Origin of the sequence: Micromonospora tarensis (assembly GCF_016803395.1) — a bacterium.
Lineage (GTDB): Bacteria > Actinomycetota > Actinomycetes > Mycobacteriales > Micromonosporaceae > Micromonospora > Micromonospora tarensis.
The window spans coordinates 1-16801 of the sequence record NZ_JAEVHL010000141.1 but is presented as its reverse complement, the minus strand read 5'-3'; the positions used below and the strand labels follow the sequence as shown (position 1 = coordinate 16801).

General features: G+C 71.6%; 10 protein-coding genes and 2 pseudogenes. 5 read left to right on the top strand and 7 right to left on the bottom strand.

Going from position 1 to position 16801, the window contains the following annotated elements:
- From JM949_RS37600 to JM949_RS23250, 4 genes and pseudogenes are all read left to right on the top strand, one after another.
- A partial coding sequence (locus tag JM949_RS37600; protein ID WP_238433722.1) for a chitosanase occupies positions 1-1150 on the top strand: 1150 nt, incomplete at its 5' end.
- 390 nt (positions 1151-1540) lie between these two features.
- Positions 1541-2789, top strand: a pseudogene (locus JM949_RS23260) (DUF222 domain-containing protein).
- 202 nt (positions 2790-2991) lie between these two features.
- The gene (locus JM949_RS23255) at positions 2992-3633 is read left to right on the top strand and encodes a hypothetical protein (RefSeq protein ID WP_203150464.1); all 642 of its coding nucleotides are present in this window, start codon (positions 2992-2994) and stop codon (positions 3631-3633) included.
- A 51-nt stretch (positions 3634-3684) separates the two neighbouring features.
- The gene (locus tag JM949_RS23250; protein WP_203150463.1) at positions 3685-5577 is read left to right on the top strand and encodes an ABC transporter ATP-binding protein; all 1893 of its coding nucleotides are present in this window, start codon (positions 3685-3687) and stop codon (positions 5575-5577) included.
- A gap of 121 nt (positions 5578-5698) precedes the next feature.
- On the opposite strand, the gene JM949_RS23245 is transcribed toward JM949_RS23250, so the two are convergent.
- The 4 genes and pseudogenes from JM949_RS23245 to JM949_RS23230 all read right to left on the bottom strand — a co-directional run bounded on the left by JM949_RS23245 (position 5699) and on the right by JM949_RS23230 (position 8876).
- Entirely contained in the window at positions 5699-6214 is a 516-nt protein-coding gene (locus JM949_RS23245; RefSeq protein WP_203150462.1) for a PepSY domain-containing protein, read from the bottom strand.
- A gap of 99 nt (positions 6215-6313) precedes the next feature.
- A pseudogene (locus JM949_RS23240) lies at positions 6314-6866 on the bottom strand (DUF5872 domain-containing protein).
- 28 nt (positions 6867-6894) lie between these two features.
- On the bottom strand, positions 6895-8184 hold the full coding sequence (locus JM949_RS23235; RefSeq protein ID WP_203150461.1) for a sensor histidine kinase: 1290 nt from the start codon (positions 8182-8184) through the stop codon (positions 6895-6897).
- The gene (locus JM949_RS23230; protein WP_203150460.1) at positions 8181-8876 is read right to left on the bottom strand and encodes a response regulator transcription factor; all 696 of its coding nucleotides are present in this window, start codon (positions 8874-8876) and stop codon (positions 8181-8183) included. The genes JM949_RS23235 and JM949_RS23230 overlap by 4 nt, the downstream gene beginning before the upstream one ends.
- Before the next feature lie 224 nt (positions 8877-9100).
- Between JM949_RS23230 and JM949_RS23225 the strand changes: the two genes are divergently transcribed.
- Positions 9101-9445 (top strand): septum formation initiator, encoded by a 345-nt coding sequence (locus JM949_RS23225; RefSeq protein ID WP_203150459.1) that lies wholly within the window; start codon positions 9101-9103, stop codon positions 9443-9445.
- A 96-nt stretch (positions 9446-9541) separates the two neighbouring features.
- On the opposite strand, the gene JM949_RS23220 is transcribed toward JM949_RS23225, so the two are convergent.
- The 3 genes from JM949_RS23220 to JM949_RS23210 form a co-directional block, all read right to left on the bottom strand.
- Positions 9542-13489, bottom strand: a complete 3948-nt coding sequence (locus tag JM949_RS23220) for a ThuA domain-containing protein (protein WP_203150458.1) — start codon at positions 13487-13489, stop codon at positions 9542-9544.
- Positions 13490-13897: 408 nt separating this feature from the next.
- Positions 13898-15358, bottom strand: a complete 1461-nt coding sequence (locus tag JM949_RS23215) for a P-loop NTPase family protein (RefSeq protein WP_203150457.1) — start codon at positions 15356-15358, stop codon at positions 13898-13900.
- Positions 15355-16801: P-loop NTPase family protein (locus JM949_RS23210; RefSeq protein ID WP_203150456.1), on the bottom strand; the 1447-nt coding region annotated here is incomplete at its 5' end. The genes JM949_RS23210 and JM949_RS23215, both read right to left, overlap by 4 nt.

Genomic DNA, 16801 nt, shown 5'->3' with positions numbered 1-16801 from the left:
CGGCTACGGCCTGCCGTCGGCGAGCGCCGCCGCCGCCGGCCCGATCACCGGCCTCGCCGGCAAGTGCGTCGACGTCGCCGGCGCCAACCCGGCCAACGGCACCGCCGTCCAGCTCTACGACTGCAACGGCAGCGCGGCCCAGACGTGGACCGTCGGCAACACCGACAACTCGATCCGGGCGCTCGGCAAGTGCCTCGACGTCACCGCCGCGTCGACCGCCAACGGCGCGAAGGTGCAGCTGTACGACTGCAACAACAGCGGCGCGCAGAAGTGGACCGCCAGCAACGGCGCGCTCGTCAACACCGCCTCCAGCAAGTGCCTCGACGTCACCGACCGGAGCACCGCGAACGGCGCCCGGTTGCAGATCTGGACCTGCGGCGGCACCAGCAACCAGCAGTGGACGCTGCCCGGCGGCGGCACTCCCACCACTCCCCCGCCCACCACCCCGACCGGCACCAACCTCGACGACCCGGCGAAGAAGGACGTCGCCATGCAGCTCGTCTCGGCCGCGGAGAACTCCTCGCTCGACTGGCGTGCGCAGTTCTCCTACATCGAGGACATCGGCGACGGGCGCGGCTACACCGCCGGCATCATCGGCTTCTGCTCCGGCACCGGCGACATGCTCGAACTGGTCCAGGCGTACACGAACACCAAGCCCGGCAACGTGCTGGCCGGCTACCTGCCGGCGCTGCGCGCGGTGAACGGCACCCCGTCGCACTCGGGTCTCGACCCGAACTTCCCCCGCGACTGGCGCACCGCGGCCAACGACTCGGTGTTCCGCGCCGCCCAGGAGGCCGAGCGGGACCGGGTCTACTTCAACCCGTCGGTCCGCGACGGCAAGAACGACCAGGTCCGCGCGCTCGGCCAGTTCGCCTACTACGACGCGGCCGTCATGCACGGGTACGAGGGGATGCGTCAGATCCGCAGTCGCGCGCTCGCCCGGGCCAAGCCGCCGGCCCAGGGCGGCGACGAACGGACCTGGCTCAACGCCTTCCTCGACGAGCGGGTCATCGAGATGAAGAAGGAGGAGGCCCACTCGGACACCTCCCGCGTCGACACGGCCCAGCGGGTGTTCCTGAACAACGGCAACTTCAACCTGAACACGCCACTGGTGTTCGCCGTCTACGGCGAACAGTTCCGCATCGGCTAGTCGCGTTGACTGACGCCGCGTGAGCGGTGATCGCTCCGCTGTTGCCCGAGCCGGATGACGCTCGGGGCAGTGGAGCGATCACCGGCAGGCCAGATCGTGAGTCGTTGGGAACTGTGGTTCCCACGATGGCTCGCTGCCGCCGCTCCGGTCGCCGGTCCCTCATGGCGACACCCACCTGGCACACCGTGCTCGGGCGACCGAAGAGCTGCCTCTGCACGTCGGCGATAGCGAAGCAACCCGCATCGGGACGTTCACGGACGCTGATGTCATCGAGATGAGCGTGCCACGCGAGCCGGACACGCTGCCCCATCGGGACAGCTCGCCACAGTCCGGCGCTTTCATCGATCATGATGACTGAGAAATGTCGTACCTCTGTTCTAATCTCGGGTCGTGGTCGAGGAGTTGGCGCAGGCAGACGACGCCATCGCCGCCTGCGCGACGCGGCACTGTGGCCCCTGACCGACGACCACCTGACCGCCGCCCTCGACGCCGCGCACCGCCTGGAGCAACGCCTCGCCGCGGTCAAACTAGCCCTGATCCGCGAGCTCGACGGGCGCGGCACACCCACCGCGCAGGGCGCGTCGTCGACCGCCGTTTGGCTACGCGAACGACTACGGGTCACCGTCCCCGCCGCCCGCCGGCTCGTCGACCTCGCCGCGGCTCTGGACACCACCAACCCCGGGGTACGACGAGCACTCGCCGATGCCACCATCAGCGCGGAACAGGCCCGGGTCATCGCCGACACCGTCACCACCGTGCACGCGACCGCCGGCACCGAGGCCGCCGACAAAGCCGTAGGCGTGCTGGTCGAGTGGGCCGGGCAGTTCGACCCGACCCTGCTGCGGCGGTTGGGCGCCCGGATTCTCGACCACGTCGCCCCCGACCTCGCCGACACCGCCGCCAAAGCCGCGCTGGAAGCCGACGAGCGCCGCACCGCCCGCGACCGGCACCTCACCCTCGCCACCCAGACCGACGGCCGCCTGCGACTCACCGGCACCCTCGACACCGAGACCGCCGCCCTGCTGCGCGCCGCCATCGACCCGTTGACCACGCCGTCCGGCCCCGACGACAGCCGCTGCGCCGGGCAACGCCGCCACGACGCCCTCGCCGACGTGTGCCGACTCGCCCTGCGCACCGGCGAGCTACCCGAGAGTGGTGGCGACCCCGCTCAGATCGTCGTCACCACGAGCTATGACGCTCTCGTCGGGCAACTCGACGCTGGCACCCTCGACACCGGCCTCCGACTCACTGCCGAGACCGTACGCCGGCTCGCCTGCGAGGCCACCATCCTGCCCGCCGTGCTCGGCGCGCCGGCCAGGTTCTCGACGTGGGTCGGCAACGCCGACTCGTCACCGGGCCGCTGCGCCGGGCCCTGGTGCTGCGCGACGGCGGTTGCGCCTTCCCCGGCTGCGACCGCCCACCGCGCTGGTGCGACGCCCACCACATCCGCCACTGGGCCGACGGCGGCCCGACCAGCCTCGACAACGCCGTGCTGCTCTGCGGCCACCACCACCGACACCTACACCACACCGCCTGGGCCGTCCGCCTCGGCGACGACGGCCAGCCGGAGTTCGTGCCGCCGGCATGGCTCGACCCCGAACAACTTCCCCGTCGCAACCACTACCACCGACGAACATAGACACGGCCAGCCGACACCGACCACACATCGCGCCGGTCGGCCGGCAGCCCGTGCGCCCTGACAACCCCGGCGCGGCCTGACAACCCCGGCGCGGCCTGACAACCCCGGCGCGTTCCTGGGCGGCAGCAGGCCGACCCGCACCGCCGTCATCGGCGGGTGACGTGCGATCGTTGCGCGCCAGAGACGGAACGGGGTGGGGCTCATGACGCGCAGCAGGCGGGTCCGCGCAGCACTCGTCGGTGTACTGGCATCGGCGGTCCTGCTGGGCATCACCGCGTGTACGGAGCAGGCTGACACCCCCGCGCCGGCAGCCGCTGCGCAGCCGTCGCCCTCCGCTGTGGCGATGCGCATCGACAAGCCGGCCAAGCTCCTGGGGACCTGGACCGAATCCGTCTTTCGGCCTCGGCGCGACGCCGCCGAGCGGAGCATGGGCAACCTCAGGAAGCTGCTCAGCACCGAAACCACCAGCGCGATGGGCACTGCCTACGTCCGGGCCGAGGAGGTGTACTCCGAGGAGCTCGGACTGCACATTCCCCACGACGACCAGCGGGCAATCCTGATCAGCGCGGTCTCCGGCACGATCACCGATCCGACCGCGACGCTGGAAAAGCTCTTCGCCGGACTGCCGAACGTCACCGACGTGGGACCCATCCTGCCGGGTCCCCTGGGCGGGGCGGCCGCCTGCGGCACCGGTCAGGGCAACCCGGCGATCCGCGTCGACGTCTGCGGGTGGAGCGACGACCACACGGTCGGCATGGTGACCCTCTTCGGGTTCGCGGAGAGCGACGACCCGCACGGAGTGTTTGGTCAGATCCGCGCCGAGGTGGAGCATTCGGCGCGGTGAGTTGACCTCAAGCTTGGATGAGGTCCTAACCTTCCGTATCGGAGGTAATGCATGAGCATGGAAGTTACCGCGTGGACGTCCCTGCACCACGCGATGAACGCCAAGGACGAGCGACCACTGTCCCGCGCCACACTGAAGCGGATCGCCCGGTTCGCCCGACCACATCGGGCTCTGATCGTCAGATTCCTGCTGCTGAGCGTGGTGACGGCGGCGCTCACCGTGGCGGCGCCCGTTCTCGCCGGCCGAGTGGTCGACGCGATCGTCGACGGCGCGGACAGCAGCGTGGTGATCCGGTTGGCGGTGCTGATCGCGCTGATCGCCCTCGCCGAGGCCGGCCTGGGTCTGCTGACCCGATTCCTCTCCGCGAGCATCGGTGAGGGCCTGATCGTTCAGCTGCGGACCGCGGTCTTCGACCACGTCCAGCGGATGCCGGTGGCGTTCTTCACCCGGACCCGCACCGGGGCGCTGGTCAGCCGGTTGAACAACGACGTGATCGGCGCGCAGCGAGCCTTCAGCGGGACCCTGTCGAGTGTGGTCGGCAACGCGGTCACGCTGACCCTGACGTTGGCGGTGATGCTCAGCTTCTCCTGGCAGATCACGTTGCTGGCGCTCGTCCTGCTGCCCATCTTCGTCCTGCCGGCCCGGCGGATGGGTGCACGGCTCGCCCAGTTGCAGCGCGAGGCGGCCGAGCACAACGCGGCCATGGGCACCCGGATGACCGAGCGCTTCTCGGCCCCCGGCGCCACCCTGGTCAAGCTGTACGGGCGGCCGGACGAGGAGTCCGCCGAGTTCGCGGCGCGGGCCCGACGGGTGCGCGACATCGGCGTCCGTTCCGCCATGCTCCAGTGGGTCTTCATCACCGCCCTCACCGTCGTCGGCTCGTTGGCGCTGGCCCTGGTCTACGGGCTCGGTGGCTTCTACGCCCTGCGGGGCAGCCTCGACGCCGGGACGGTGGTGGCGCTCGCGCTGCTGCTGTCGCGGCTCTACGCACCGTTGACGTCGCTGGCCAGTGCCCGGGTCGAGGTGATGAGCGCGCTGGTGAGCTTCGAGCGGGTGTTCGAGATCCTCGACCTCAAGCCGCTGATCCTGGACCGACCCGACGCCCGCCCCCTTCCGGACGGGCCGGTCTCGGTCGAGTTCGACGGGGTTCGGTTCGGCTACCCCTCGGCGGACAAGGTGTCGCTCGCGTCCCTGGAGGACGTGGCGAAGCTCGACACGCGCGGCGGTGAGGACGTGCTGCACGGGGTGTCGTTCCGCGCCGAGGCGGGGCAGATGGTCGCGCTCGTCGGCTCCTCCGGGGCCGGCAAGTCGACGATCGCGCAGCTGGTGCCGCGCCTGTACGACGTCGAGGACGGCACGGTGAAGCTCGCCGACGTCGACGTACGCGACCTGTCGGCCGAGTCGATCCGGACGGCGTTGGGCGTGGTCACCCAGGACGGGCACCTGTTCCACGAGAGCATCCGGGCCAACCTGGCGTTCGCCCGGCCGGATGCGACCGAGGACGAGATGTGGGACGTACTCCGGCGGGCCCGGCTCGACGGTCTGATCCGCTCGCTTCCCGACGGGCTGGACACCGTCGTCGGCGAACGCGGCTACCGCCTGTCCGGTGGGGAGCGGCAACGGCTCACCATCGCGCGGCTGCTGCTGGCCCGTCCGCGGGTGGTCATCCTCGACGAAGCGACCGCGCACCTGGACTCCACCTCGGAGGCGGCGGTTCAGGACGCCCTCGCCGAAGCCCTGACCGGCCGCACGAGCGTGGTCATCGCACACCGGCTCTCCACCATCCGGGCGGCCGACCAGATCCTCGTCGTCGAGGACGGACGCATCGTCGAACGCGGGCGCCACAGTGACCTACTCGCCGCGGGCGGCCGGTACCACGAGCTGTACCGCACCCAGTTCGCCCAGGACCAACCGGTGGTTCAGGAGCAGCGCGTCGCCATCTGAGCCAGCGCGACGGGTTGCGGCGGCGTGACGGGCTGAACCAGCGTCACGGGCACCTGCGCCACAACCCGGTGCCGCCGCCCGCCTCGGGTTGCTTCCCGTGGCGGGCGGCGGCATGTGACGGTCAGTCGTCGTCGGAGCTGTCGTCATCGTCGTCGTCGTCGACCGGCTCCTGCTCGGCCTTGACCACCGAACCGTTGTCCCGGTCGACGTCCACCTCGTGCTCGGTGTCGCCAGCGACGATCTCGACGCTCCAGACCGGGCGGCCGTGCTCCTGCTCGGCCTCGACCTCGACGATCTGACCGCCGCCGGCCCTGGCGAGCGCGATCTCCCCGGCGCGCTTCTCGTCCACTGCGGCACCGGCCGGCGCGCCAGCCGACGGAGAACCGCCCGCCGACGGAGAACCGCCCGCCGACGGAGAGCCGCTCGACGGCGTACCCGATGGGGTGCCGGCCGACGACGAACCGCTGGTCGTCGGCGCGGGCGTGGCGGTGTCGTCGGGCGTCGGCGTGACGGTCGCCGCGGCGAGTGTCGTGCCGGTGCGCGAGTCGTTCGCGGCGGTGACGCCGAGCGTGACCCCGGCCGCCGCCAGCACCGCCGACCCGCCGACCGTCGCCAGGAGCAGATTGGTGCGCCTCATCGTGGTGTCCACCTTTCCTCGGTTGTCGACTTCGAGGATCGGTCGGATCGGGATAGCACCGCGCTGTCCGGACACTAAGGCCGGGTTAAGGCCGCCGGGTCAGCCACGCCGGTTCAGCTCCGCCTCCAGCCGCTGGACGAGCGTCTTGCGGTCCTTGCTGGCCGCTCGTTGCGCAGGGCGGTCCGAGCTGTCGGGTGTCGAGGCCACGGACCAGCTTGGTCGCCTCGGCGACCGACATCTCCGACATCCGGCCGGCGGTGGTGGCGTCGCGTCGCGCCCGCTTGGCGGGCCCGGTGTTGGCCACGTACTGCTTACCGGTCCGGGAGGCCTCCCGCTTCTTGGTGTCGGTCGCGCGCTTCTGGCTCTCCGACATCTCGTCCCAGGCCTTCTTGGGCAGGTAACGGCTCGTCGTGCCGTCCTTGCGGGCCCGGGTGTCGCCCTCCTTGGTCTGCCACTTCTCGTTACCCCAGCGCTGTAGCGACTTCTGCCGTTCGTCCTTTTGGCCCAGGAAACCACCGCCGCGCCGCTTGTACTCCTGAGTGACCAGCTGCGACTTGCGCGCCGACCACTGACCCGGCCGGCCGCCCTTGTCGGAGGCCTGGATCTCCGCCTTGATCTGCTCTCTGAGCTCGGGTTTCGTGTACCGCGCCATGACTGGCAGCTACCCGGCACCGCCGGGCCTATGCCTCCCGCCATGCCGTCGGCGGCCCAAGCCGGAGCACCACCCGCGCGCCGCCGCCCGGAGCGCCCCGCACCTCCAGCCGACCACCGGCGGCCTGCGCGGCGCGCCTGGCGATGTCAAGCCCGAGGCCGGTGGAGCCGGCCGCGCTGGCACCCCGCCGCACCGCCCCGGCCGGCATCCCGGGGCCCTGGTCGGCGACGGTGAGCACCACCTCCCCCGCCTCGCTGGCGAGTCGGACCGCGAACGGCGTGCCGTCGGGGGTGTGCGCGAAGACGTTGCCGAGCAGGGCGTCCACTGCCGCCGTCAGGTTGTCGGCGGCCACACCGACCGGAAGCGGGCCGGGCGCCAGGTCGAGAGTGACGGCCCGGCCGGTGTCCTCGGCCAGCACCGACCAGAACGCGACCCGCTCGGCGACGAGCGTCGCCGCGTCGGACGAGGCCGGGCGCGCCGCCGGTGCCTGCCGCCACCGGGCCTGCCGGATCAGCCCGGTGACCGCGCGTTCGAGCCCGTCCGTGGCGGCGGTGATCCGGGCGGCGTCGTCCGGGTCACGCAACGACTCCGCCTCCAACCGCAACGCCGTCAGCGGGGTCCGCAACTGGTGGGACAGGTCGGCGACCTGTTCGCGCTCCTGCACCAGGAGCACCTGGATCCGGGTGGCGAGATGGTTGAGCGCACCGGCCACCTCGCGCAGCTCGGGCGGTCCGGCCGGGGTGACCCGGGCGTCCAGTTCGGCCCTGGCCAGCCGGTGCGAGACGGCCGAGAGGTCGCTGATCGGCCGGACCAGGGTGCGCGCCAGTCGGTCGGCGACCGCCAGACCGATCAGCACCAGAATCACGCCGAGCAGCGCCAGCACCAACCACGCTCGGGTGACCCCGGCGGTCAGCTCGTGGTGCGGCACCACGATCCGGATCACCCCGGTGCCGTCCGACCGTCCCTGCACGGCGATGACCACCTCCCGGCCGGCCGCCGACTCCCCGGTGAGGCTCTGGCCGCGCGCGGCCAGGGCCACCGCCGGGGTACGGGGTGTCTGGGCGCCGAGCACCGTGCCGTCCGGGAGAAAGACGCTCACCGGTCGCCCCGACTCCGCTGCGAGTTGCTCGACGGTGAGCCGGATGGTCGCCGCGTCGGCGGTGCCGACCACCGGCACCAGGCTCTGCGCGTCGGCGGTGGCCCGCACTGTGGCCCGGTCCTCGGCGACGGTGCGGACCAACAACGCCAACGGCACCAGGAACGCGATGAGGGTGAGCACGCTGACTGCGGCGACCAGCAACGCGAGGCGGATCCTCACGGCTGCGCCGCCGGCGCCTCGAGACGTACCCCGACACCCCGCACGGTGTGCAGGTAGCGAGGTTGCTGCGCGTTCTCCCCCAACTTGCGCCGCAACCAGGACAGGTGCACGTCGACGGTCTTGTCGGCGCCGCCGTACGGGATCTGCCAGACCTCGGTGAGCAGCTCACGTTTGGTGACCACCTGGCCGGGCCGGCCGGCGAGGTGGTGCAGCAGGTCGAACTCGCGCGGCGTCAGCTCCACCGCCACCCCGTCCAGGGTGACCTGACGGGCCCGGGGGTCGACGCGGAGCCCACCGACGACGAGCGCCGCCTCCCGCGCGTCGGCTCCGCCGGGGCCCCGGCGCAGCACCGCCCGGGCGCGCGCGTCGAGCTGCGCCGCGGTGAACGGCTTGACCACGTAGTCGTCGGCGCCCGCGTCGAGCACCCGGACGATCTCGGTCTCGTCGTCGCGCGCGGTGGCCACGATGACCGGCACCGAGCTGACCGCGCGCAGCATCCGCAGCAGTTCCCGCCCGTCCAGGTCGGGCAGACCGAGGTCGAGCACGACGAGGTCGGGCCGGTCCTCCAGCGCGTCGCGGAGCCCGGCCATCGCGGTGGAGGCCGCCGCCACCGCGTGGCCGCGTTCCCGCAACGCTCGGATCAGCGGGGTACGGATGGTCAGGTCGTCCTCGATGAGCAGCAGGCGGGCCACAGCTGGCAGGCTAACCGGTGCCGTTGGCGGTGAGCCGGACCTTAACCGTGCCTTAGCCTCCGGATGTGCTCACCACAACCGTGGATCGGGGATAGTCGACGAGATGGGCCGTCCGTTCGATCCTCGTCGCCGCCGGGTGGGTGGCCACCGTCGCGGTGGCCACCTGATCGGGTTGGGCGCGATCCGGTTGGTGGGCGAGAGCATCAGCCGGCCGACCCGGGCGGGTGCGCAGCGAGGCGGAGATCGAACGGGCGCTCGCCGCACCCGAGCCGGCACCGACCAGCACCGCGTCGACCGCGCCGGGCCCGAACCGCACCGCGTCGACCGCGCCGAGCGCCAGCTCCGGGGTCCGCCGGGGGTTCGCGACCGACGGTGGCACCGCCGTGGCCGAGTGCGGCGCCGGCGGGGTACGCCTCGTCTCCTGGGCGCCGGCGCAGGGTTACCGGGTCCGCGACGTGGACCGGGGCCCGGACGACGACGTCGAGGTCACCTTCCAGGGGGCGGGCCGGGAGTACGAGTTGAAGGTGCGCTGTATCGGCTCGGAACCGGTGGCCGTCGCCGACGACTGACCTGCTTGATCGGCAAGCCGAGCGCCGACGCCCAGCAGGTGGGTGACGGAGGTGGCCGGCACGGAGGACCGTGCCGGCCACGTCAGCGGTGCCGGTTCAGCTCGCGTACGCCTCCAACTCCCAGAGGGAGTGGCCGTACCCGGTGCCCCGGGCGGTGCCGTTGATCCGTAGGTAACGGCCGTTGGCCCCGAGCCCGGTGTGTTCGTCCACCCCGCCGTCGGCGCCGGTCACCGTCTTGACGGTGGTCCAGGTGGTGCCGTCGTTCGAGATCTGGATCTGGTACGCGCTGCTGTACGCCGCCTCCCAGCTCAGTTTGACCCGGCCGATCGCGGTGGCGCTGCCGAGGTCGACCCGGATCCACTGCGGGTCGGCGAAGGTGCTGGACCAGCGGGTGGTGAGGCTGCCGTCCACCGCCTGCGCGCCGGTCACGTCGGCCCCCTCGTTGCTGGACGTCGTCGTCGGCTTGTTCAACAGCAGGTTGCCGCCCGGACCGCTCGGGCCGCCGGTCGAGCCGTACACCTCGAACTCGAACAGCGAGTAGCCCCAGGCCGTTCCCCGACTGGTGCCGAGAAGCCGGACGTAGCGGCCGGAGCCGGTCAGCCCGGTGAGGTCGTCCACGCCACCGTCGCCGCCGGTCACCGTGCGGATCGTGGTGAAGTTGACCCCGTCCGGCGAGGTCTGGATCTGGTATCCGCTGCCGTAGGCCGCCTCCCAGGTCAGCTTGACCCGCCCGATGGAGTACGTGGCACCGAGGTCCACGTCGATCCACTGCGGGTCACCGAACGCGCTGCCCCAACGGGTGCCGGCCGCGCCGTCGAACGCGTTCGCCGCGACGAACGCGCCCTCGAAGCTGGACGCCCGCGCCGGCTTGCCCCGAGCCAGGTTCGCGCCCGGCTCGGGATCCGGGTCGGGGTCCGGGTCCGGCCCCGGCCCGCCGGGGCTGGTGGAGAGGGTGAACTCGTCGATGTCGAAGTACGGGCCGGTGCCCTTGAAGACCAGGAACAGCGTGCGGGTGCCGGTCGGGGCGGTCACCCCGCCGGTGACCGTGGCGAAGGTGGCGTACCCGCCGGTGGGTGTGACGGTGGCCGAGCCGACCAGCGGCCCGGTGGGCGAGTCGACCCGCAACTCCAACGTGCCGCCACCGCCGGCCGGGGCACCGACCCGGGCGCTGAACGACTGGATGCCGGTCAGGTTGTACGGGCGGAACGAGATCCAGTCGTTGTTGTCGACGTAGCCGACCGCCGCGCCGCCGTGCCCCGCCGCCCCGGCGACGATCTGGATGCCGGACGAGTCACCGAAGTGCTCGGCCTGGCGTACCCGAGGTTGCAGCACCGCCTGGGTGTGCGTGGTCAGCGCCGGCTGGCCGCCCCCACCCAGGTCGGTGTACTCGGCGTCGATGATGCCGAAGATGTTCGCCGCCGTGTCGTGCTCGCCGTCGGCCGAGGTCTGGATGACCCCGGAGCAGCCCTGCACGCTGCCGAGCTGGTGGCCGTGCGAGTCGTGGCCGAGGACGTAGTTCACCTTGACCCGGGCGCAGTTGACCGCACCGTCCTGGGCGTCGGTGACGGTCACGGTGAACGGCACCGCGTCCCCGAAGGTGAAGGTCTGCCCGTTCAGCGGAGTGTTCACGGTGACCACCGGGGCGCTGTTGCCGACCGTGACGACCACGCTCGCGGTGGCCGTCTTGCCGGTGCTGTCCCGGACCGTCAACGTCGGGCTGCGGGTCCCGTTCGTGGTGTACGTGAAGCTCGGGCTCGCCGCGGTCGAGTCGGTGCTGCCGTTGTTGTCGAAGTCCCAGGCGTAGCTGAACGGGTCGCCGTCCGGGTCGAGGGTGCCGGCCGAGGAGAACGCCACGGTCAGCGGTGCGGTGCCACTGGTCGGGGTGGCGGACACCTTCGCGATGGGCGCTCTGCCCTCGCGGGCGTACTCGATGCGGTAGAGCGCCGAGTTGGCGTCGCCGTTGAACCAGCCGGTGCCGTAGTCGAGCACGTAGAGCGCGCCGTCCGGGCCGAACTCCATGTCCATCACCTGGGTGCCGGTCCACGGGAACGGGTTGATCTTCAGCGGTTGGCCGGACGCGTCGAGTTTGATGTTCTTGATCCAGCGGCGACCGAACTCACCGGCGAAGTAGGTCCCGTCGTAGTACTCGGGGAACGCCACGGGCGAGGTGTTGTTCGGGTCGTACCGGTAGACCGGGCCGCCCATCGGCGACAGGCCACCGCCGGTGAACTCCGGCGGCGAGCCGGAGCCGCCGTACGGCAACCAGGCCGGGATGGCCGCCGGCAGCTGGGTGATGCCGGTGTTGTTGGGCGAGTTGTTGACCGGCCCGCCCGCGCAGTTGAACTTCGCTCCGGACGGCCCGGACGGGAAGGTGTAGTCGTTGTACGCGTCGTTGCGGGCGGTGCAGTACGGCCAGCCGTAGAAGCCGGGCCGGTCGATCCGGGCGAACTCCACGTTGCCCGCCGGCCCCCGGTTCGGGTCGGCGGTGCCCGCGTCGGGACCGTAGTCACCGAGGTAGACGATGCCGGTGGCCTTGTCCACGCTCATCCGGAACGGGTTGCGGAACCCCATCGCGTAGATCTCCGGACGGGTCCGGGCGGTGCCGGGGGCGAACATGTTGCCGGCCGGGATGGTGTAGCCGCCGGCCGCGCTCGGCTTGATCCGGAGGACCTTGCCGCGCAGGTCGTTGCTGTTCGCCGAGGTGCGCTGCGCGTCGAAGGCCGGGTTGCGGCCGGCCCGCTCGTCGATCGGGGTGAAGCCGGCCGAGTCGAACGGGTTGGTGTCGTCGCCGGTGGACAGGTAGAGGTTGCCCGCCGCGTCGAAGTCCATGTCACCGCCGACGTGGCAGCACATGCCCCGGCTGGTCGGCACGTTCAGGATCAGCGTCTCGCTGGCCAGGTTGATGGTGTTGTCCGCGTTCACGGTGAACCGGGCGAGCCGGTTGACGCCGTCCCAGACGGCGAAGTCGGCGGGGGTGCCGGTGGCTGGCGCGCCGCCGCCGGGGGTGCTGAGCGGGGGCGCGTAGTAGGCGTACACCCAGCGGTTGGTGGCGAAGTTCGGGTCGGCCTTGATGCCCTGTAGGCCTTCCTCGTCGCCGGTGTAGACCGGCAGGGTGCCGGCGATCTTGGTGTTGCCGGCGGCGTCGGTGTGCCTGATCACGCCGTCGCGGGAGGTGTGCAGCACGCCCCGGTCGGGCAGCACGGTGAGGCTCATCGGCTCGCCGGTCTCGGCCGCGCCCTTGGCCAGCTCCACCTGTTGGAAGCTGCTGGTGACGGTGGGTCCACAGTCGGCGTCGACAGCGCCGGCAGCGGTCTGGATACCGCCGAGCAGGTGCTGGCGGAAGCTCGCCTCGGAGTACGACGCGTCGGTGTGGCCCAGGCCGGTGTACCAGGCTCGACCGCCGGAGTAGTTCTGGCACCAGGAGATCGGGTGGTCGGCGCCCATGCTGCCGCCGGTGTAGGTGCTCTCGTCCAGGGTGGCCAGCACGTGCGCGTTGCCCCGGGGGTTGGTGCGGTAGTTGTACAGCTCGTCGAAGCGGCTCCACCGCTGCGGCAGCGTCGCGGTGGACGGGTGCACCTGGTCGGCCACCTTGACCGTGACGGTCTGCTCGGCCGGGTGCGAGGCGAAGTACGCCCCGACCAACCCGCCGTACCACTGCCAGTCGTACTCGGTGTCGGAGGCGGCGTGCACGCCCACGTAGCCGCCGCCGCCGGTGATGTAGCGCTCGAAGGCGGCCTGCTGGGCGGCGTTGAGCACGTCACCGGTGGTGGACAGCCAGATCACCGCGGCGAACCGGTCCAGGTTGGCGTCGGTGAACTGGGCGGCGTCCTCGGTGGCCTCGACGGTGAAGCCGTTGGCCGCGCCGAGTTGCTGGATGGCGGCGATGCCCGGGGTGATGGATCCGTGCCGGAATCCGGCGGTCTTGCTGAACACCAGCACGGCGAACGGTGCGGCGCTGGCGGTGGGTGGCGAGGCGACGATGCCGCTGGCCACGAGGATCGCGCTCAGCGCGACGCCGAGCCACGATCTCAGGGGTCTGCGCACGGTGGGGGTCCTTTCGCGGTGCGGGGGGACGGCGTGCGCCGATCACGCCTGGACGGTGGGACGAGACATGTGCATGCATCGTTGCGTTCGGATCACGACCGCGTCAAGCACTCTCCCACCATCCGTGAGAGCGTTATCTCCGCAGCTCAGAGGCGACCGTGCCGGGCAAGATCGAATAACGGTTTTCGGGCCACGAACCGGGTGCGGAGATCAGCCGGCCCGCCCGGTTAGGCAAGAGCGCGCCGACTGCCAGCACAACGCCGAGCTGGAGTGCCACGCGCCGTCCATCCGGGTGGGCCCGGGCCAGGACATCGCCGACTGCCAGACGTACCAACCGCGCTGAGGCCACCGCCTCCGGCGGGGACGGCCGTGCTGGCCGTCCCCGCACCCACTTGGGACGAGACCCGGTCAGCGGCCACCCGCGGCCAGCTCGGCGATCATCCCCTCGCAGCTGCGGACGACGACCTGGGCGCCGCGCCGCTGCGCCAGCGGCAGCAGCGGATCCTCCGCCCGGTCCCGCCAACGCCACTGCGCGTCGGAGGCGACCTCCCAGAGCCGCTGCGCGGTCGCGTCGTGCTCGACACCGAGCCGGGCGGCGAGACCCACCCCGTTGCCACCCACCAGCCGCTGCGCCTCGGCGGCCAACTCCGCGTCGAACCCCAGCCGGGTGTTGCGCAGCGCCACCAGCAGGCGGAGCTCCCGGAACTCGTGCGCACCGGTGAGGATCTGCTCGACCGCGCCGACCAGCTCGGCCGAGCCTCGGGTGGGCTCGGCCCGCAGCAACGCCTCCACCGCGGCCAGCGCGGTCCGGGCCTTGAGCGCGTCGCGGCGATCGATGAAACAGCGGGTCAGTGACTCGCGCAGCTCGGTCAGACCGCTGCGCCGGATCAACTCGGCGGAGAGCTTCACCCGGCTGTCGAACCCACTGCGGACCAGGGTGGCCGCCAGCCGGACACCGAAGAGCCCCAGCCGAGCCAGCAGCGCGGCCCGCACCTCGGCCTCCAGTCGAACCGGCAGCTCGCCGCGGAGGAAGCGGTCAGCGGAGATCAGGTGGGCGTCCAACTCGGACCGGGGCACCTGGGCCAGGGTCGCGAGCGCGGCGAAGTCCGACTCGCCGAGCATCCTGCCGGCCAGGCCGATCATCCCACTGCACGCCACCACGTTCACGCTGAGCGTGCTCACCCTCGGGTCGCGGTAGTGCCGCCGCGCGAGCTGGCGTGCGGTGAGCAGGCCGTCGATCCGACCTCCGCCGGTCTCGTCAGCCCGGGACAGGACCAGGATCACATTGACCGGGGCGGACTGCCCGACCACACTGTCCCGCCCGGACTCCAACACCCGCAGATCGCTGTCGCGACCGTCGCGGGTCAGGTACAGCACCGCGTCCGAGTCGCGCAGGACCCGCTCCAACACCGGCGACCGGCCCGGCTCGGTGCCCCCGGTGACCGCCGGGGTGTCGATCAGGGTGACCTGGCGCAGCGCCCGGGTCGGCCACTGCACCACGATGTCGCGGACCTCCCCCGCGCCCCAGCCCAGATCCACCCGCAACCCGGTGGCGGACTTGACCACCGTCAACTCCTGCGGGGGCTGACCAACCGGGTAGGCGGTGGCGCGCGGAGCGGGCCCGTCCTCGTACCAGGTGAACACCCCGTCCGCCCGCTCGACCGGGGCGACCTCCTCCCCCATCAACGCGTTGAGCACCGTCGACTTGCCGGACCGCCACGGACCGGCGATGGCGATCCGCAGCGGCTGCTCCAACCGGGCCACCTGATGCCGCAGCTGCCCCACGGCCCGGGGATTGTCCTGGTAGAGCTCGATGGCCTGGTGCAGCAGCCCCCACGCCGCCTCGTCCAGGCGCAGCCCCACCGTCATGCCTGCGGCTCCAGCAGCAACGGGGCGGCACTGGCGCCACTCAACTGCTGGGCCTGCTCGTAGACCGCCGCCAACCGGGTCATCTTCAGCCGGATCTCCCGTTGCCGTTGGTCGCGCAGGGAGGCATCCGTGTCGGCCTCCTGCTTCGCGCTGCGGAACGACTGGACGATGGCCTCCTGGAGTTCCTCGGTCAGCCCGGTGAAGTGGTCCCGCAGCATCCGCTGCACCTGTCGGGCGGCGTCGCGGCAGTCCCGGATCGTCCGGACGAAGAAGTCGTCCACGTGCCGCTGGATGGCTGCCTTGACGGTCGCCTGCCGACGACGGAGCAGCTGTTTGCTCTCGTCGCGGATGCTCTTGCCGCCGAAGAGCGCGCCGATACCCACCGAGACCGGGTTGATCATCGGCATGCCGGCCAGGGTGGTCGCCAAACCGAACATCAGCATGCCGCCGTAGGAGCCCTTCATGCCGGTGAACAGCTTCTGGCCGGTGGTGAACCGGTCGATTGTCGGCCGGTGCAGCTCGGGCAGCCGGTCGCCGATGTCGTCAGGCATCGTCATCGACCAGGGCGGCAGCACGTCGTAGCCGTACCTGTCGAAGTTGGCGGCCACCCTGCGGGCGATCCAGTCGCAGCGCTGGATCAGCCACTCGTGGTTCGCCTGTGCCGCCTCCACCAGGCTTCTCGTCAGCCAGTCCTCGAAGGTGTCCCAGGCGACCAGCGGATCGGCGGTGTCGAAAGCCTCGTCCACGGTGCGCAGGATCTCCCTGGTCCGGTCGCGCAGGTCGTGCTCGATGTCGGAGAGCAGGTCGGTGATCTCGTCGGTGAGGGTGTTCTGCCACCGGGTCGAGCACCTGCGCAACTCGTCGACCTCGCGCTGCGCCGCGTGCAGCCGGGAGATCGGGCCGGACTGCTCCTCGGCCTCCTGGGTGGCCAGCTCCGCGCGCAGCGGCGCGGCCAACTGCTCCACCACCGTCCGGGCCACCGTCTGCACCGCCGCGCGGGCCAGGTGGTCGCCCTTACCGGCCAGGTCGCGTTGCAGCCGGGCGATCAGTGCGGGGAAGCCGGACTCGGCGTTGAGGGCACGATCGTCGGCCTGGGCGGCGCGCAGTCGCAACGTCGCCGAGACCGGGATCAGCGTCGCCGGTACGCCGGCCTCGGCCAGGTGCTGCCGGTTGCGCTCGGCGACCGTACGCCAGTCGGCCACCAGATCCGTCTTGCTCTGCACCACCACCACGTTCGGGTGCGAACGCATCACGTGCAGCAGCATGTCCAGCTCGGCCACCGACAGTTCCCGGGTGGAGTCGGAGACCAGCAGCACGGTGTCCGCCCGGGCGGCGCCGCCACCTCGACGCACCGCCGAGGCCGGCGACCTCGTCGGTGCCGGGAGTGTCCACCAGCACCAACCGGCGCCGAGCAGGGCGCGGGCAGCCCGACCTCGACGTACG